Origin of the sequence: Enterobacter cloacae complex sp. 2022EL-00981 (genome assembly GCF_028737495.1) — a bacterium.
Taxonomy (GTDB): domain Bacteria; phylum Pseudomonadota; class Gammaproteobacteria; order Enterobacterales; family Enterobacteriaceae; genus Enterobacter; species Enterobacter cloacae.
This window is the reverse complement of sequence record NZ_JAQZRK010000043.1, coordinates 18,092-35,632: the sequence shown is the minus strand read 5'-3', so window position 1 is coordinate 35,632 and position 17,541 is coordinate 18,092. Positions and strand designations below refer to the sequence as shown.

The following is a 17,541-nucleotide window of genomic DNA, read 5'->3' as shown; positions in this document are numbered from 1 at the left end:
ATGAGCCCGGGAAAGTGAGACGGCTGAATATAGTTAACGAGATGAAAAAGCTGGGAAAAGAGTACAGTAATATGGTCATGGTGGCATGACCATATTACTGGGGATCCCTCAGCCCGGTGGGAGAGGGCCGAGGTGAGGGCACCAGACCGCACTGGGCCTATTCCGGCAGGGTCCAGTCTCCGTCGTTAAGCGGGCGCTGCATAATCACCGTATCCCGCCAGTCGCCTTTTTTGTAGCCCACGCTGCGCAGCTGACCGACCACTTCAAAACCGTGCTTTTTATGCAGCCGCAATGACCCGGCGTTATTATGGCCATCTCCCACAACCGCAATCATCTGACGCCAGGGACCTTGTTCGCAGCGTTCAATCAGCGCGTCCATTAGTGCACTGCCAAAACCGCGTCCGGTGGTGCTGGCATCCACGTAGATTGACTCTTCCAGCGTGAAGCGATACGCGTGTCGTGGACGGTATGGCGTGGCGTAGCAATAGCCCACCACAATGCCGCGATACAGCGCCACCAGCCAGGGCAAACCGTTATCGGTCACGTTTTTCAACCGCTTACGCATTTCATCAACGGTGGGGGGGATTTCCTCAAACGACGCACGTCCGTGAAGTACATGCCATGCATAAATAGCCGAAATGGCATGCACATCGTCGGGAAGGGCATCGCGCACTTCCACTTCGGTTACGGATAAAATATCAACAGCCGACATGATGTGCCTGCTCCTCGTCAAAGAATGCCGGAGAAACGTTTCTCCGGCGAGTGCAGGTACTCTAGTACGATTGAGCTGTGCTTAACAATCTCTTAAATATGGCTGTATGAATTAATCAGATGCTTGCGTAATGGCCTGCTCTGCGTTACCGCTCTCTTTCCAGTATTTATTCCGCGTTGTTTTACCAATGCCGGGATTCATACTGTTTGTAGGGTCATTCTCGCGATAAAACTGCTTAAGTGTCTCAGGGGCTTTGTAAAGATGCCCAACGTTGTGTTCCGCAGGATATTGTGCGCCACGTTCGCGCAGAAGGGCGAGCATCTCCTCTTTCAACGCGTGCGCGTCGACCCCTTTTTTAACGATGTAATCCTGGTGGAAGACGTAGCACATAAAGTGGCCGTAGTAGAGCTTATGCACCAGCTTGCTGTCGATTTCCGGCGGCAGGTGTTCAAACCACTCGGTATCGTTGCGTCGCAGGGCAATATCCAGCGCCAGAATATCCTCTACTTCTTCTGAGTGTACGGCCTGATAACGGATGGCGGCCCCCGCAGCGGCAAAACGGTGCAGGAACGCTTTGCTCCCCTCCTCAGGTGTACAGGCGAAGAAATCTCCCTCGGCGGTTTTAAAGAATTCGCTCAGCCAGTTTTGTGCTTCGGCGATCCCGTCCCCGGCCATTTTCAGCAGCAGGTGATGTTCATACTTGTCGCGCCAGGTTTTCATTCGCTCCGGCAGGTGGGCCGGGAAAACGTTACCCAGCTTCTGCATAAAGCGGTCGGTGAAGTGGGGTTTAAACAGCGGCACTTTCTCCAGCATTGCATCAGTGCGGCCCTTCATGGTGAAGAAGAAAGGCATTTTGTCGGTGCCGAGCTTGTCGATCATCAGGAACGTATCTTTGCCGTAGCGTTCGGCGATGTCGTAAATATCCCGGTGCATATACTCGCCCGCCACCGGCAGATGCGTGAATTCGCCCAGAATATGACGACGGATTTCGGTCAGCACATCAGGCTGATTGGTGCCGATGTAAAACACCTGCTGTTTTTTCTCGGCCGGGAAGGTGTCGAGCCGGACCGCGAAAACGGCCAGTTTACCCGCGCAGCCGGAGGATTCGAACAGGCGATCCGGGTCGGCGTTGTAACGCGCTGGCGTATCCGCGTTGATATCCCGTACGCGGGTGATGTAATCGTGATCGTGGGCATGACGCCCATCGTGCTGTACGTCTTCATCTTTCACGCGATCGTCGTCGAGCTTACTCAGGATCTGCTCCGGCGTGACGCCCAGATCGATTCCCAGATGGTTCACCAGCGTCAGCTTGCCGTTTTCATCAATACGGGCATAGAGCGACATTTCGGTATAAGCCGGGCCGCGCTGTACCAGCGAACCGCCGGAATTATTACAAATCCCACCAATGACGGAGGCGCCGATGCAGGATGAACCAATCACCGAATGCGGTTCTCGCCCAAGCGGCTTAAGCGCTTTTTCCAGCGAGTAGAGGGTGGTGCCAGGGAAGGCCAGTACCTGCTCGCCTTTATCGAGCAGGTGAAGTTTGTCGAGGCGCAGGGTGCTGATAATCACGATGTCGCGATCGTAATCGTTGCCGTTCGGCGTCGAACCTTCGGTCAGGCCGGTGTTAGCCGCCTGCATTAAAATAATCTTGTCCGCGGCGACGCAGGCGCTCAGGACGCGCCACAGCTCCAGCAGCGTGCCGGGAAAAACCACCGCCAGCGCATCGCCCTGTCCGGAACGAAAGCCCTTACGGTAGCGGGCAGTTTTGGCCGGGTCGGTAAGCAGGTGAGAGTGACCAACCAGGCGCGACAGTTCGTTAATAAAAGTCGTGTTATCGGCAGTTCGAACAGAAGACATCTTCCACTCCTTGTGGTGGGGCAAATTTCTCGCTGTAAAGCATAGCGCGATTAGCTGTTTAGAGGGCGCGTATTTGCGAGAAAAATCAGAGAATAACCCTGCAACGTTCTGAGGGTTTGTGGCACACTGCGCTTTTCGCACGCCCTGGCCGAGATCTTCCGGCGGAAATTGATGAGAGAGTAAAACGACATGAAATGGCTATGTTCTGTAGGTGTCGCCGTCAGCCTGGCACTGCAACCTGCGCTGGCAGATGAACTGTTTGGCAATCACCCGCTTACGCCTGAAGCACGGGACGCGTTTGTCACGGAATTGCTCAAGAAAATGACGGTCGATGAGAAGATCGGCCAGCTGCGTCTTATCAGCGTCGGCCCGGATAACCCGAAAGAGGCGATCCGCGAGATGATTAAAGAGAGCCAGGTAGGGGCGATTTTTAACACCGTGACCCGTCAGGATATCCGCAAAATGCAGGATCAGGTGATGGAACTTAGCCGCCTGAAAATTCCGCTGTTCTTCGCCTATGATGTGGTACACGGACAGCGTACCGTTTTTCCTATCAGCCTCGGTCTGGCCTCCTCCTTTAACCTCGACGCGGTGAAAACCGTCGGGCGCGTCTCGGCATATGAAGCCGCAGACGACGGCCTGAACATGACCTGGGCCCCGATGGTTGACGTCTCCCGCGATCCGCGCTGGGGCCGCGCGTCAGAGGGCTTTGGTGAAGATACTTATTTGACCGCCACGATGGGGAAAACCATGGTGGAAGCGATGCAGGGTAAAAGCCCGGCGGATCGTTATTCGGTCATGACCAGCGTCAAGCACTTCGCCGCCTATGGCGCCGTGGAAGGCGGTAAAGAGTACAACACCGTCGATATGAGCCCGCAGCGCCTGTTTAACGATTACATGCCGCCGTACAAAGCAGGCCTGGATGCCGGTAGCGGCGCGGTGATGGTCGCCCTGAACTCGCTCAACGGCACGCCTGCCACCTCTGACGCCTGGCTGCTGAAAGACGTGCTGCGCGACCAGTGGGGCTTCAAGGGCATCACCGTCTCTGACCATGGCGCCATTAAAGAGCTCATCAAACACGGTACGGCCTCCGACCCGGAAGATGCGGTGCGCGTGGCGCTCAAATCCGGCATCAACATGAGCATGAGCGACGAATATTACAGCAAATACCTGCCGGGGCTGGTGAAGAGCGGCAAGGTGACAATGGCGGAGCTGGACGATGCCACGCGTCACGTGCTGAACGTGAAATATGACATGGGGCTGTTTAACGATCCGTACAGCCACCTGGGTCCGAAAGAGTCAGACCCGGCGGACACCAATGCCGAAAGCCGTCTGCACCGTAAAGAGGCCCGTGAAGTGGCGCGTGAAAGCCTGGTGCTGCTGAAAAACCGCCTCGACACGCTGCCGCTGAAAAAATCCGGCACCATTGCGGTGGTCGGCCCGCTGGCCGACAGCAAGCGCGACGTGATGGGTAGCTGGTCTGCTGCGGGCGTGGCCGATCAGTCCGTGACCGTGCTCACCGGCATTAAAAATGCGGTCGGTGAAAACGCTAAGGTGGTGTACGCCAAAGGGGCGAACGTCACTGATGATAAAGATATCGTGACCTTCCTCAATCAGTATGAAGAGGCGGTGAAGGTGGATCCGCGCTCGCCGAAAGAGATGATTGATGAAGCGGTAAACGCCGCGAAACAGTCTGACGTGGTGGTTGCCGTGGTGGGTGAAGCACAGGGGATGGCACACGAAGCCTCCAGCCGAACGGATATCACGATCCCGCAAAGCCAGCGCGATCTGATCGCCGCCCTGAAAGCCACCGGCAAGCCGCTGGTACTGGTGCTGATGAACGGTCGTCCACTGGCGCTGGTGAAAGAAGATCAGCAGGCTGATGCTATTCTGGAAACCTGGTTCGCCGGTACGGAAGGGGGCAACGCCATCGCCGACGTGCTGTTTGGCGATTACAACCCGTCGGGCAAACTGCCGATGTCCTTCCCGCGCTCTGTCGGGCAGATCCCGGTGTACTACAGCCACCTGAATACCGGCCGTCCGTATAACGCTGATAAGCCAAACAAGTACACCTCCCGTTACTTCGATGAAGCGAACGGTCCGCTGTATCCGTTTGGTTACGGTTTGAGCTACACCACCTTTAAGGTCTCTGACGTGAAAATGTCGGCCCCGAGTCTGAAGCGTGACGGTAAAGTGACTGCCAGCGTTGACGTGACGAACACCGGTAAACGTGAAGGTGCGACGGTGATCCAGATGTATGTTCAGGATGTGACCGCCTCCATGAGCCGTCCGGTGAAACAGCTGCGCGGCTTTGAGAAGGTCAACCTGAAACCTGGTGAAACCAAAACCATCAGCTTCCCGATTGACGTGGATGCCCTGAAGTTCTGGAACCAGCAGATGAAATACGATGCGGAACCGGGCAAGTTCAATGTCTACATTGGTGTGGATTCCGCCCGCGTGAATAAAGGCGAGTTCGAGCTGCTGTAACCTTTCCCTCCTTTGCATCCCCCGTTCACCGGGGGATGCGTCTTACCTTATGCTAAAAAGGCATTTTGCCGGGTAAATCCGCCGTTTTAAGCTACGCTTTTCTCTCAAGCCTCTGAAAAAGGCAGCAAAAAAATGAGGATAGTGGAATGACGATTAAAACGGGGATGGTAGTTTCTGCGGCGTTATTCGCGGCGCTAAGCCTGCCGTTACAGGCGGCAGAACCGGTAAAAGTGGGCTCAAAGATCGACACTGAAGGCGCGCTGCTCGGGAATATTATTTTGCAGGTGCTGGAAAGCCACGGCGTGAAAACCGTGAATAAAGTTCAGCTGGGTACCACGCCCGTGGTACGCGGGGCCATCACCTCCGGCGAGCTGGATATCTACCCGGAATACACCGGCAACGGGGCATTTTTCTTCAAAGATGAAAACGATCCGGCATGGAAAAACGCCAAAGCCGGGTATGAAAAAGTCAAAAAACTCGATGCAGAACAGAACAAGCTGGTCTGGCTGACTCCGGCTCCGGCCAACAACACCTGGACCATCGCGGTGCGTAAAGACGTGGCGGAGAAAGGCAAACTGACGTCACTTGCGGATCTCAGCCGCTATCTGAAAGAGAAGGGCGACTTCAAGCTTGCGGCCTCGGCGGAGTTTATCGAGCGTCCGGACGCGCTGCCTGCTTTCGAAAAAGCCTACGACTTCAAGCTTGACCAGGCACAGCTGCTCTCGCTCGCGGGCGGTGACACCGCGGTGACCATCAAGGCGGCGGCGCAGCAGACCTCTGGCGTCAATGCGGCGATGGCCTACGGTACGGACGGCCCGGTCGCGGCGCTTGGTCTGCAGACCTTAACCGATCCAAAAGGCGTTCAGCCTATTTATGCCCCCACGCCGGTGGTGCGTGAGGCGGTGCTGAAAGCCTACCCGGATATCGCCGACTGGCTCAAACCGGTCTTTGAAAAACTGGATGCAAAAACGCTGCAACAGCTCAATGCGAGCATTGCCGTAGAGGGACTGGATGCCAAAAAAGTGGCCGCCGATTTCCTGAAACAACAAGGGCTTGTGAAGTAACAGGACAGGGCTGTGCCAATAAAATGTCATAACCGCGTACTGCTGCTGCTGGCCTGTGTGGCCATTGCGGCGGTCGCGCTACCGTTTGTCAATGTGGCGCCAAACCGCCTGATGTCGGGGGAAGGGCGCGCGCTCTGGCAGGTCTGGCCGTTTACGCCGCTGCTGCTGGTTGTGGCGCTGGGTGCACTGGTTGTGCTCTCGCTCAGCCGTGGGCGGGTTGCACAGTGGCTGACGCTACTCCTCAGTGAAGGCCTCTTCATCACCTTGTTCTGGAGTGCCGGGCTTGCCGCCACGCACATGACCTCGGCGGAAAGTCCACTGGCGCGAACCACCGTGGGCAGTGGACTGTGGCTGTGGCTGGCGCTGTGTCTGCTGGCCTGCAGCGATGCGATCCGCCGCCTGATCCCGTCGTCTGCCTGGCGCTGGGTGCTCAATGCCCAGATCTGGTGTATTCCGTTGCTGCTGCTGTTCAGCGGTGAGCTGAATAATCTCTCGCTGTTAAAAGAGTACGCCAACCGCCAGGAGGTGTTTGATGATGCGCTGGCGCAACACCTGACGATCCTCTTCGGCACGCTGTTCCCGGCGTTACTGCTGGGGGTACCGCTGGGCATGTGGTGTTATCGTCATCCCTCCCGCCAGGGCGGGGTTTTTGCCGTGCTCAACGTGATCCAGACCATCCCTTCCGTAGCCCTGTTTGGCCTGCTGATTGCGCCGCTGGCGGGGCTGGTGAAGTCATTTCCGGCGTTAGCCTCGGTCGGTATAGCCGGAACCGGATTAACCCCCGCGCTTATTGCCCTGGTGCTGTACGCGCTGCTGCCGCTGGTCCGCGGCGTGGTGGCGGGCTTAAGCCAGGTCGCGCCGGATATACTGGAGAGCGCCCACGCGATGGGGATGAGCCGGCGACAGTGCTTCTGGCAGATCCAGCTGCCGCTCGCCTTGCCCTTGCTGCTGCGCAGCCTGCGGGTGGTGGCGGTCCAGACCGTCGGGATGGCGGTTATCGCCGCGCTGATTGGCGCAGGCGGTTTTGGCGCGCTGGTGTTCCAGGGGCTGCTGAGCAGCGCGCTGGATCTGGTGTTACTGGGCGTGGTGCCCACGATTGCACTGGCGGTCGTCATCGATGCGCTGTTTGCCTTATGGCTCGCGTTGCTCGGGAGAAGAGCCAATGATTGAATTTCACGATGTCAGTAAAACGTTTGCCGGTCGTCCGGCAGCAAGTCACCTGAACCTGAATTTTGCCGAGGGGGCGTTTTCGGTACTGATTGGCACCTCGGGGTCGGGGAAATCCACCACGCTGAAGATGATCAACCGCCTGGTGGAGCACGACAGCGGTGTAATACGTTTTGCCGGGGAAGAGATCCGCAGTCTGCCGGTGCTGGAGCTGCGTCGTCGCATGGGTTACGCCATCCAGTCCATCGGCCTGTTTCCCCACTGGACGGTCGCGCAGAACATTGCCACCGTGCTGCAGCTGGAAAAATGGTCGCGGGCAAAGAGTGACGAGAGGGTGGACGAGCTTATGTCGCTGCTGGGGTTAGAGCCTGGGCTGCGTGGCCGCTATCCGCATCAGCTTTCAGGTGGACAACAGCAGCGTGTGGGAGTGGCGCGCGCGCTGGCAGCGAACCCGCAGGTATTGCTGATGGATGAGCCCTTTGGCGCGCTCGATCCGGTTACGCGCGGGGCACTGCAGACCGAGATGACCCGCATTCACCGCATCCTTGGCCGGACGATCGTCCTCGTGACCCACGATATTGATGAGGCGCTGCGGCTGGCCGATCATCTGGTGTTGATGGACCACGGGGAAGTGATCCAGCAGGGTACGCCGCTTGAACTGCTGACCCATCCGCAGAACGATTTTGTGCGTGAGTTTTTTGGCCGCAGCGAACTGGGCGTCAGACTGCTCTCCCTGCGAACAGTCAGCGATTATATGCGTCGACAGGATGTGGCGATGGGCGGTGAAGCATTACAAGAACAGATGAGCCTGCGGGACGCGCTCTCCGCGTTTGTGGCGCGCCAGTGCGAGGTACTGCCGGTTAAGGATGCCGCTGGGGCACCGTGTGGCACCCTGCATTTTCGCGATCTGCTGGCCGGGGAGGTGACGCGTGAAGGTCATGCGTGATCCGCTCCTCTGGCTGACGGTGCTTTTTGTTGCCCTGCTGTTTCTGATGCCGCACAGTGCGGCGCTGTTCAGCTCGCTTTTTCCCGGCCTGCCGCGCCCCGTCTATCAGCAGGAGAGTTTTATCAATCTTGCCCTGGCGCACCTGTGGCTGGTGGCGCTCTCCAGCGCGATTGCCGTGGTGCTGGGCGTGGGGGCGGGGATTGTGGTCACCCGGCCCTGGGGAAGAGAGTTTCGCCCGCTGGTAGAGACGATTGCGGCTATCGGACAGACATTTCCGCCGGTGGCGGTACTGGCGATTGCGGTGCCGGTGATCGGGTTTGGTCAGCAACCGGCTATCATTGCGCTGATCCTTTACGGCGTGTTGCCTGTTCTTCAGGGGACGCTGGCGGGCATTGCGTCGGTACCGGCATCGGTACTGAGCGTGGCCGAAGGGATGGGCATGAGCAGCGGTCAGCGGCTGTGCAAGGTTGAGCTGCCGCTTGCGGCACCGGTGATTATCGCGGGGATCCGTACGTCGGTAATTATTAACATCGGCACGGCGACCATCGCGTCTACGGTGGGGGCCAATACGCTGGGAACGCCGATCATTATCGGCTTAAGCGGGTTCAATACGGCCTATATCGTTCAGGGTGCGGTACTGGTGGCGCTGGCGGCCATCGTTATCGATCGCCTCTTTGAACGACTGGCCCGGCTTCTCAGCCGACACCGCCACGAACAATAAATGAGTACCCGGCCAGCATCACGCCGCCGATGCCGCTTACGGCCATCAGTACAAAAAGGGTAATTACGGCCAGTTTGGTTGCCTTCATCATCTGCTCCTGTTGTTAACGGAACAATTATACGGTGAAGCGCAGCTGTTAATGAACCATTAAATGCCGTTACGTTTCGTCGGGGCCCAGGGCGTAAACCGGATAACCGTGCTCCCGCCATTCCGTCAGCCGCTGTTGCTGCGAGGCGGTGGGCACTTCCCCGCACCAGACCAGCAGAGTCTGGCCGTCGAAGAATTCGGGCCGTAGCTGAGCCAGCGAATGCGCCAGCACCTCCACGCGCCAGCCCTGTTGGGTGGCGATCCAGGCTTCGAGCCACAGCCGCGTGGTATCGTGCACGTTCCAGCCGACAACCAGCGCGTCTTTTCCGCCCTTGTTTCGCGCCGAGGCCAGACAGACGGCGATATAATTGATCAGCACCCCGTCGAGCATACTCAGCAGCGCCTGCAGGGTAGAGTGCTGGCATTGCAGCCGTCGACGAAGCGGGATGAAAAGATGGTTGATTAAGGTTTGCGCCGGATAATCGCGGCCTTGCTCTTTGATCCACGCGCGCAGACGTTGAACGTTGCCCGCCTGCAGGAGCCGGAGCAGGGTTTCCTGCTGTTCGCGCCAGCGGTGTTGGGTATCGGGATCGTCATGGCAGAGCAGCGACTTTACCTTGCTCACCTGCACACCGTTATCTATCCAGCTTTTGATCTCGCGGATCCGATCGATGTCGGCATCATTGAAAAGGCGGTGACCACCGTCCGTGCGCTGCGGTTTGAGTAAACCATACCGTCGCTGCCAAGCCCGTAGCGTGACGGGATTGATATCACAAAGGAGTGCCACTTCACCGATCGTGTAAAGCGCCATATTCGCCCCCTGGCTAACGCGTCCCCAGCTTAACTGTAGACCCAGTTTGTCGAACCAGGAAGAATTGCCTTTTTTTTGTACAAATAATGCGAAGCAGCCGTTATGTTCGGCAAAAGATGTGATGACGGACACGATTTACCGCTTTTTTGGACTGCTTCAAAGAAACTTCGGCGCCTTCAGTGTATGTTACGCGTTTTCAGAAGGTGCGGTTCCTGAGTATGTACGAGTTTAATCTGGTGCTGCTGTTGCTTCAGCAGATGTGCGTGTTTCTTGTCATCGCCTGGTTGATGAGTAAGACGCGTCTGTTTATCCCGCTGATGCAAGTCACCGTCCGCCTGCCGCACAAGCTCCTCTGTTATGTGACTTTCTCCATTTTCTGCATCATGGGGACCTATTTTGGCCTCCATATTGAAGACTCGATTGCCAATACGCGCGCCATCGGCGCGGTGATGGGCGGGCTGCTCGGCGGCCCGGTTGTGGGTGGCCTTGTCGGTTTAACCGGTGGGCTGCACCGCTATTCCATGGGCGGGATGACGGCGCTGAGCTGCATGATCTCGACCATCGTGGAAGGGCTGCTTGGTGGCCTGGTGCACAGCTACATGATCAAACGAGGCCGCCCGGATAAAGTCTTCAGCCCGCTTACCGCTGGCGCGATCACTTTTGTGGCCGAAATGGCGCAAATGGCGATTATTCTGCTTATCGCCCGACCTTTTGAGGACGCACTGCATCTGGTGAACAGTATTGCTGCCCCGATGATGGTCACCAACACCGTGGGCGCGGCGCTGTTTATGCGCATTCTGCTCGACAAGCGCGCCATGTTTGAGAAATACACCTCGGCGTTCTCTGCCACGGCACTGAAAGTCGCCGCTTCAACCGAGGGGATCCTGCGTCAGGGCTTTAACGAAGAAAACAGCATGAAGGTGGCGCAGGTACTCTATCAGGAGCTGGATATTGGTGCCGTTGCGATTACCGATCGTGAAAAGCTGCTGGCCTTTACCGGTACCGGCGACGATCACCACCTTCCTGGCAGACCGATTTCGTCCGCGTATACGCTTCGTGCGATAGAGACCGGTGAGGTAGTCTATGCCGACGGTAACGAAGTGCCTTACCGCTGTTCGCTGCATCCGCAGTGTAAGCTCGGCTCTACGCTGGTCATTCCGCTGCGGGGGGAAAACCAGCGGGTGATGGGAACCATTAAGCTCTACGAAGCAAAGAACCGCTTGTTCAGCTCGATCAACCGGACGTTGGGGGAGGGGATTGCGCAGCTGCTTTCCGCGCAGATCCTGGCGGGGCAATATGAGCGGCAAAAAGCCCTGTTAACGCAGTCGGAGATTAAGCTCCTGCACGCTCAGGTGAACCCGCATTTCCTGTTTAATGCCCTCAACACCCTGAAAGCGGTGATCCGCCGCGACAGCGATCAGGCCGCGCAGCTGGTGCAGTTTCTGTCGACGTTTTTCCGCAAGAACCTGAAGCGGCCGTCTGAGATTGTGACCCTGGCCGATGAGATTGAACATGTTAACGCCTATCTGCAGATTGAGCAGGCGCGCTTCCAGTCTCGTCTGCAGGTGTCGTTATCCGTGCCGGATGAGCTGGCGTATCAGCATCTCCCGGCCTTTACGCTGCAGCCTATTGTGGAAAATGCTATTAAACACGGGACATCGCAGCTTCTGGGCACCGGGGAGATCACTATTTCTGCCAGCCGTTTTAATCATCATCTGGTGCTGAATATTGAAGACAATGCCGGGCTTTACGTCCCGTCCGCTTCCGGCGGGCTGGGGATGAGCCTGGTGGATAAACGCCTGCGCGCTCACTTTGGGGATGGATGTGGCATTACCGTGGCCTGTGAGCCGGACCGATTTACCCGTATTACGTTACGATTGCCGCTGGAGGAGACCGCATGTTAAGAGTGCTGATAGTCGATGATGAACCGTTGGCACGGGAAAACCTGCGCGTGCTGTTGCAGGAGCAGAGTGACATTGAGATTGTGGGAGAGTGCGCCAATGCCATTGAAGCCATTGGTGCTGTACATAAACTGCGTCCGGATGTGCTGTTCCTCGACATCCAGATGCCCCGTATCAGTGGGCTGGAGATGGTCGGCATGCTTGACCCGGAGCATCGCCCGTATATCGTGTTTCTGACGGCGTTTGACGAATATGCCGTGAAGGCCTTTGAAGAACACGCGTTCGATTACCTGCTGAAGCCGATTGAAGAGAAGCGGCTCGAAAAGACCCTGACGCGTTTACGCCAGGAGCGTACGGTACAGGACGTCACGCTGCTGCCGGAAAACCAGCAGCCGCTGAAGTTTATCCCGTGTACCGGGCATAGCCGGATTTACCTGCTGCAAATGGATGATGTGGCATTTGTCAGCAGTCGCCTGAGCGGGGTGTTTGTCACCAGCGCCGAGGGCAGTGAAGGCTTCACCGAGCTGACGCTGCGCACGCTGGAGAGCCGCACGCCGCTTGTCCGTTGCCATCGGCAGTATCTGGTTAACATGGCGCACCTGAAAGAGATCCGTCTGGAAGATAACGGTCAGGCAGAGCTGGTACTGCGGGCCGGTCAAACGGTACCCGTCAGTCGTCGCTACCTGAAAAGTTTGAAAGAGGCGATTGGGCTGTAAAACTGGTACACTGCGCGCCATTGCATCATCGACAGTTAAAGGCACTCATGCTTAGTAATGATATTCTTCGTAGCCTGCGCTACACCCTGAAAGCAAACAACAACGATATGGTGCGCATTCTTGCGCTGTCTGCCATGGAATCCACCTCTGCTGGTTTTGACATCTGGATGACCAAAGAGGACGAAGAGGGGTTTGTTCGCTGCCCTGACATTATCCTGTCAGGCTTCCTGAACGGCCTGATCTACGATAAGCGTGGCAAAGATGATTCTGCACCTGAACTGGCGCTGGAGCGTCGGGTGGACAACAACACGGTGCTGAAAAAGCTGCGTATCGCGTTCTCGCTGAAAACGGATGATATTGTGGCGATCATGACAGAGCAAAAATACCGCGTATCCGTGCCAGAAGTGACCGCCATGATGCGTGCGCCGGGCCACAAAAATTACCGCGAGTGCGGCGACCAGTTTCTGCGTAACTTCCTGCGCGGGCTGACCCACCGGGTGCATAATACGAAGGCGTGATTGCGGAATGGGTGCGGCCTGATGCCCTCATCCCGGCCCTCTCCCTGTGCGAGAGGGAGAACAAAAAAGCCGGAGTTAATCTCCGGCTTTTTTGTTATTTCACCTGCTGACCCGGCTTCGCGCCTTCGTCAGGGCTTAACAGGAAGATATCTTTCCCGCCAGGGCCTGCGGCCATCACCATCCCCTCAGAGATGCCGAAGCGCATTTTACGCGGTGCCAGGTTCGCGACCATGACTGTCTGACGGCCAATCAGTACCTGCGGATCAGGATAGGCAGAACGGATGCCGGAGAAGACGTTACGCTTCTCACCGCCCAGATCCAGCGTCAGGCGCAGCAGCTTGTCAGAGCCTTCCACGAATTCCGCGTTTTCAATCAGCGCCACGCGCAGGTCAACTTTAGCGAAATCGTCAAAGGTGATGGTCTCCTGAATCGGATCGTCTGCCAGCGGGCCGGTCACCGGTGCGGCAGCTGCTTTCACCTCTTCTTTCGAGGCTTCCACCAGGGCTTCAACCTGTTTCATTTCGATGCGATTGTAGAGCGCCTTGAAGGTATTCACCTTGTGGCCAAGCAGCGGTTGCTGGATTGCATCCCAGCTCAGTTCGGTGTTCAGGAACGCTTCTGCACGCGCTGCCAGCTGCGGCAGTACAGGCTTCAGCCAGGTCATCAGCACGCGGAACATGTTCAGACCCATGGTGCAGATCGCCTGCAGGTCAGCGTCGCGGCCTTCCTGTTTCGCGACAACCCATGGGGCCTGCTCGTCCACATAGCGGTTGGCTACATCGGCCAGTGCCATAATTTCACGAATTGCTTTACCGAATTCACGGCTTTCCCAGGCTTCGCCAACCGCAGCGGCGGCATCGGTGAAGGTTTTATACAGCTCAGGATCGGCCAGTTCGGCAGAAAGCACGCCGTCAAAACGCTTGGCGATAAAGCCCGCGTTTCGGGACGCCAGGTTCACCACCTTGTTCACGATGTCCGCGTTCACGCGCTGCACGAAATCTTCCAGGTTCAGGTCGATATCGTCGATGCGGGAAGAGAGCTTCGCCGCGTAATAATAACGCAGGCTGTCCGCATCAAAGTGGTTCAGCCAGGTGCTGGCTTTGATGAACGTCCCACGCGATTTGGACATCTTCGCGCCGTTCACCGTCACGTAGCCGTGAACAAACAGATTGGTTGGCTTGCGGAAGTTGCTGCCTTCCAGCATTGCCGGCCAGAACAGGCTGTGGAAGTAAACGATGTCTTTGCCGATGAAGTGATACAGCTCGGCGGTGGAATCTTTCTTCCAGTATTCGTGGAAGCTGACGGTGTCGCCACGCTTGTCGCACAGGTTCTTGAAGGAGCCCATGTAGCCGATTGGCGCATCCAGCCAGACGTAGAAATATTTGCCCGGTGCATTTGGAATTTCGAAACCAAAGTAGGGCGCATCGCGGGAGATATCCCACTGCTGCAGGCCGGATTCGAACCACTCCTGCATTTTGTTCGCTACCTGCTCCTGCAGCGCGCCGCTGCGGGTCCACGCCTGCAGCATTTCGCTAAAGGATGGCAGGTCGAAGAAGAAGTGCTCGGAGTCACGCATCACAGGCGTGGCGCCGGAGACCACCGATTTCGGGTCGATCAGCTCTGTCGGGCTATAGGTAGCGCCGCACACTTCGCAGTTATCGCCGTACTGATCCGGTGATTTACATTTCGGGCAGGTGCCTTTGACGAAACGGTCCGGCAGGAACATGCCTTTTTCCGGATCGTACAGCTGAGAGATAGTGCGGTTTTTAATAAAACCGTTCTCTTTCAGACGAGTGTATATAAGCGTTGACAGCTCGCGGTTCTCCTCGCTGTGCGTAGAGTGGTAGTTGTCATAGCTGATGTCAAAGCCAGCAAAATCGGTCTGATGCTCCTGACTCATTTCGGCAATCATCTGCTCCGGGGAAACACCCAGTTGCTGGGCTTTCAGCATGATCGGCGTGCCGTGGGCATCGTCCGCGCAGATGAAGTTAACCTCGTGGCCGCGCATTCGCTGGTAACGGACCCAGACATCAGCCTGGATATGCTCCAGCATGTGGCCGAGGTGGATTGAGCCGTTGGCGTACGGCAGTGCGCACGTTACCAGAATTTTTTTCGCGACTTGAGTCATAGTAGGCATTACTTCTTTTAACTGTGAAAAGGGTTTTTGATATTACCAAAAGGGGCATTATTAAGTAAGCACAAACCACGGCCTTTCAGGTAAACTTGTTCATCTAAGGTCTTATTCACAAGAACAAAGGAGTCGGGATGAGTTCGCAATCCCAGGCCAAATCACCGGAAGCCTTACGAGCAATGGTCGCCGGGACGCTGGCTAACTTTCAGCATCCAACCCTGAAGCACAATCTCACTACGCTGAAAGCGTTGCACCATGTCGCATGGCTGGACGATACGCTGCACATTGAGCTGCAGATGCCGTTCGTCTGGACCAGCGCCTTCGACGCGCTGAAAGAGCAAACCAGCTCGGAGCTGCTGCGCATTACCGGTGCAAAAGCGATTGACTGGAAGCTGAGCCACAGTATCGCCACCCTCAAGCGGGTGAAAAACCAGCCCGGCGTTAACGGTGTGAAAAACATCATCGCCGTCAGCTCCGGCAAGGGCGGGGTGGGGAAATCGTCTACCGCCGTCAACCTGGCGCTCGCGCTGGCGGCGGAAGGGGCGAAGGTCGGTATTCTGGATGCGGATATCTACGGGCCGTCAATTCCCAACATGCTGGGCGCAGAAAACCAGCGTCCAACCTCGCCGGATGGAACCCACATGGCGCCAATCATGGCGCACGGTCTGGCAACGAATTCCATCGGTTATCTGGTGACTGATGACAATGCGATGGTCTGGCGTGGTCCAATGGCCAGCAAAGCGCTGATGCAGATGCTGCAGGAGACCCTGTGGCCGGATCTGGATTATCTGGTGCTGGATATGCCGCCGGGTACCGGTGATATCCAGCTGACGCTGGCGCAGAACATTCCCGTCACCGGGGCGGTTGTTGTCACCACGCCGCAGGATATCGCGCTGATCGACGCCAAAAAAGGCATCGTGATGTTTGAGAAAGTCGAGGTGCCTGTGCTCGGTATCGTCGAGAACATGAGCATGCACATCTGCAGCAACTGTGGTCATCACGAGCCTATCTTCGGCACCGGCGGTGCAGAAAAACTGGCGGCGCAGTACCACACCCAGCTGCTGGGACAGATGCCGCTGCACATCACGCTGCGTGAAGATCTGGATAGCGGGAAACCGACGGTCATCAACCGCCCGGACAGTGAGTTTGCGGAGTTGTACCGTCAGCTGGCGGGGCGCGTTGCGGCGCAGCTTTACTGGCAGGGTGAAGTCATTCCTGGCGAAATCGCCTTCCGCGCGGTGTAATTCTTCTGCGCTTGAGTGCCGGGTGGCGCTTCGCTTACCCGGCCTACAAATGGCACCATCATGTAGGTCGGGTAAGGCGAAGCCGCCACCCGACATTAACGCAATCGGTAATGCATCAGATAGTACTCTCCCTCCGGAGAATCCCCCGTTGCCTCGATGTGCCAGCCATGACGCTGATAAAACGCGATAGCCCGTTCGTTTCTCACCAGGCACTTTAACGCCCCCGTACTGGTAAACGTTTTTTGTACCTGTTCCAGCAGCAAACGGCCTACGCCCAGGCTCTGATACTGCGGATCAACGAACAGATTGTGCAGAAAGTTATCATTCGTCCAGACTGACGCAAAGCCCACACGATGGCCGTTCTGTACAGCAACCCAAATCACTTCGTCTCGGGTTGCCTCGTCAAAATCTTCGAGTTGCCATTCTGCACCGTTCAGCCACGGCCACGCCTCGCGGCGGGCATGCAGGTAAAGGGTGCGCAGGAAAGGACGATCGCTCTCCTGCCACGGCCGAATATGGACGGTATCAGCGATGATAGAAGATATCTCCGTTATAGGCTTTATAGATCTTACCGTCTGCATCGCCGATCAGAACATAGTTCTCGCCCATATAGGTCCAGTGCGTACCCGCATCCGGCGCCGGGAGGTTACGCAGTTGATACTGTTTGATGGTGTATTCAGGGGTTTGATACAGCGCCGGAGCCGTGTCGCCAATTTTGAACTTCGTGAAATCAGCAATGAACTCTTGTTCTTCATAAGCTTTGATGCCGCCAGATGCTGACGCCGTTTGCGGGGCTGCCGAAGCCGCGCTCGCAAGAGACATTACTACACCCAGAAGCAGCCATGTACGCTTAGCCATTTTTTCTCCAGTTATACCGTTACTGATACGCTCAGCCTGCTGTGTTGACGATATGGCAGACAGCCTATTTTAAGTATCCCAGCAGAGCCTGTTAGAAAAAAAATGTAACAAAAGTGGACGGTTTTGTGTAGATCAAACGGTTAATACTATTTTGTTTATGAATATTATTTCCTAGGACTTATTCAGAACGGAAATGTTTTTTTTAATTAATTCTGAAAATATAAGTTTACTCTAAATTTGTGACCTGAAATGCATGCATTTCATTTGAAGACGATTTAAACTTCTAAAAGCGGAGCGGTTTAATTCTCAATTCTACGT

The 17,541-nt window shown here is 56.4% G+C and carries 16 protein-coding genes; 9 read left to right on the top strand and 7 right to left on the bottom strand.

The features are described 5' to 3' along the window. Positions 1 to 157: 157 nt before the first annotated feature. Both PUZ33_RS23430 and dld read right to left on the bottom strand, forming a co-directional pair. Positions 158 to 712: a GNAT family N-acetyltransferase gene (locus PUZ33_RS23430; protein WP_020690140.1), complete on the bottom strand. Its 555-nt coding sequence runs from the start codon at positions 710 to 712 to the stop codon at positions 158 to 160. Positions 713 to 823: 111 nt separating this feature from the next. Continuing rightward, positions 824 to 2,572 carry a D-lactate dehydrogenase gene (gene dld / locus PUZ33_RS23425; protein WP_040022463.1) on the bottom strand — a complete coding sequence of 583 codons (1,749 nt, stop codon included), beginning with the start codon at positions 2,570 to 2,572 and terminating at the stop codon, positions 824 to 826. 189 nt (positions 2,573 to 2,761) lie between these two features. On the opposite strand from dld, the gene bglX reads away from it, so the two are divergent. The 5 genes from bglX to PUZ33_RS23400 all read left to right on the top strand — a co-directional run bounded on the left by bglX (position 2,762) and on the right by PUZ33_RS23400 (position 8,957). Continuing rightward, positions 2,762 to 5,059, top strand: coding sequence for a beta-glucosidase BglX (gene bglX, locus PUZ33_RS23420; RefSeq protein ID WP_013097937.1), 2,298 nt, complete (start codon positions 2,762 to 2,764; stop codon positions 5,057 to 5,059). A 146-nt stretch (positions 5,060 to 5,205) separates the two neighbouring features. After that, positions 5,206 to 6,123: a glycine betaine ABC transporter substrate-binding protein OsmF gene (gene osmF, locus PUZ33_RS23415; protein ID WP_013097936.1), complete on the top strand. Its 918-nt coding sequence runs from the start codon at positions 5,206 to 5,208 to the stop codon at positions 6,121 to 6,123. Positions 6,124 to 6,135: 12 nt separating this feature from the next. Next, the gene (locus PUZ33_RS23410) at positions 6,136 to 7,293 is read left to right on the top strand and encodes an ABC transporter permease (RefSeq protein ID WP_058680580.1); all 1,158 of its coding nucleotides are present in this window, start codon (positions 6,136 to 6,138) and stop codon (positions 7,291 to 7,293) included. Beyond that, the gene (locus tag PUZ33_RS23405) at positions 7,286 to 8,236 is read left to right on the top strand and encodes an ABC transporter ATP-binding protein (protein WP_057071275.1); all 951 of its coding nucleotides are present in this window, start codon (positions 7,286 to 7,288) and stop codon (positions 8,234 to 8,236) included. The genes PUZ33_RS23410 and PUZ33_RS23405 overlap by 8 nt, the downstream gene beginning before the upstream one ends. Then, positions 8,220 to 8,957 carry an ABC transporter permease gene (locus tag PUZ33_RS23400; protein WP_057071274.1) on the top strand — a complete coding sequence of 246 codons (738 nt, stop codon included), beginning with the start codon at positions 8,220 to 8,222 and terminating at the stop codon, positions 8,955 to 8,957. The genes PUZ33_RS23405 and PUZ33_RS23400 overlap by 17 nt, the downstream gene beginning before the upstream one ends. Here PUZ33_RS23400 and PUZ33_RS23395 read toward each other — a convergent pair. Both PUZ33_RS23395 and mlrA read right to left on the bottom strand, forming a co-directional pair. Then, the gene (locus tag PUZ33_RS23395) at positions 8,932 to 9,045 is read right to left on the bottom strand and encodes a protein YohO (protein WP_010433613.1); all 114 of its coding nucleotides are present in this window, start codon (positions 9,043 to 9,045) and stop codon (positions 8,932 to 8,934) included. The genes PUZ33_RS23400 and PUZ33_RS23395 overlap by 26 nt on opposite strands. A gap of 69 nt (positions 9,046 to 9,114) precedes the next feature. Continuing rightward, a complete protein-coding gene (gene mlrA, locus PUZ33_RS23390) occupies positions 9,115 to 9,855 on the bottom strand; it encodes an HTH-type transcriptional regulator MlrA (protein ID WP_029881769.1) in 741 nt (246 codons plus the stop codon). 218 nt (positions 9,856 to 10,073) lie between these two features. Here mlrA and PUZ33_RS23385 point away from each other — a divergent pair, with 218 nt between their 5' ends. The 3 genes from PUZ33_RS23385 to PUZ33_RS23375 are packed head-to-tail and all read left to right on the top strand — an operon-like array spanning position 10,074 to position 12,990. Continuing rightward, positions 10,074 to 11,759 (top strand): sensor histidine kinase, encoded by a 1,686-nt coding sequence (locus PUZ33_RS23385; protein WP_013097931.1) that lies wholly within the window; start codon positions 10,074 to 10,076, stop codon positions 11,757 to 11,759. Further along, a complete protein-coding gene (gene btsR / locus PUZ33_RS23380) occupies positions 11,753 to 12,472 on the top strand; it encodes a two-component system response regulator BtsR (protein WP_057071273.1) in 720 nt (239 codons plus the stop codon). Before PUZ33_RS23385 ends, btsR begins: the two co-directional genes overlap by 7 nt. A 47-nt stretch (positions 12,473 to 12,519) precedes the next feature. Beyond that, positions 12,520 to 12,990 (top strand): DUF1456 family protein, encoded by a 471-nt coding sequence (locus tag PUZ33_RS23375; protein WP_057071272.1) that lies wholly within the window; start codon positions 12,520 to 12,522, stop codon positions 12,988 to 12,990. 94 nt (positions 12,991 to 13,084) lie between these two features. On the opposite strand, the gene metG is transcribed toward PUZ33_RS23375, so the two are convergent. Further along, the gene (gene metG / locus PUZ33_RS23370; RefSeq protein WP_057071271.1) at positions 13,085 to 15,118 is read right to left on the bottom strand and encodes a methionine--tRNA ligase; all 2,034 of its coding nucleotides are present in this window, start codon (positions 15,116 to 15,118) and stop codon (positions 13,085 to 13,087) included. A 137-nt stretch (positions 15,119 to 15,255) separates the two neighbouring features. Here metG and apbC point away from each other — a divergent pair, with 137 nt between their 5' ends. Then, positions 15,256 to 16,365, top strand: a complete 1,110-nt coding sequence (gene apbC, locus PUZ33_RS23365) for an iron-sulfur cluster carrier protein ApbC (RefSeq protein WP_013097927.1) — start codon at positions 15,256 to 15,258, stop codon at positions 16,363 to 16,365. Positions 16,366 to 16,460: 95 nt separating this feature from the next. Here apbC and PUZ33_RS23360 read toward each other — a convergent pair whose 3' ends face one another. Both PUZ33_RS23360 and PUZ33_RS23355 read right to left on the bottom strand, forming a co-directional pair. Continuing rightward, positions 16,461 to 16,946, bottom strand: a complete 486-nt coding sequence (locus PUZ33_RS23360; RefSeq protein ID WP_058680582.1) for a GNAT family N-acetyltransferase — start codon at positions 16,944 to 16,946, stop codon at positions 16,461 to 16,463. Next, positions 16,891 to 17,223: an RcnB family protein gene (locus PUZ33_RS23355; RefSeq protein WP_013097925.1), complete on the bottom strand. Its 333-nt coding sequence runs from the start codon at positions 17,221 to 17,223 to the stop codon at positions 16,891 to 16,893. The genes PUZ33_RS23360 and PUZ33_RS23355 overlap by 56 nt, the downstream gene beginning before the upstream one ends. Positions 17,224 to 17,541: the final 318 nt, after the last annotated feature.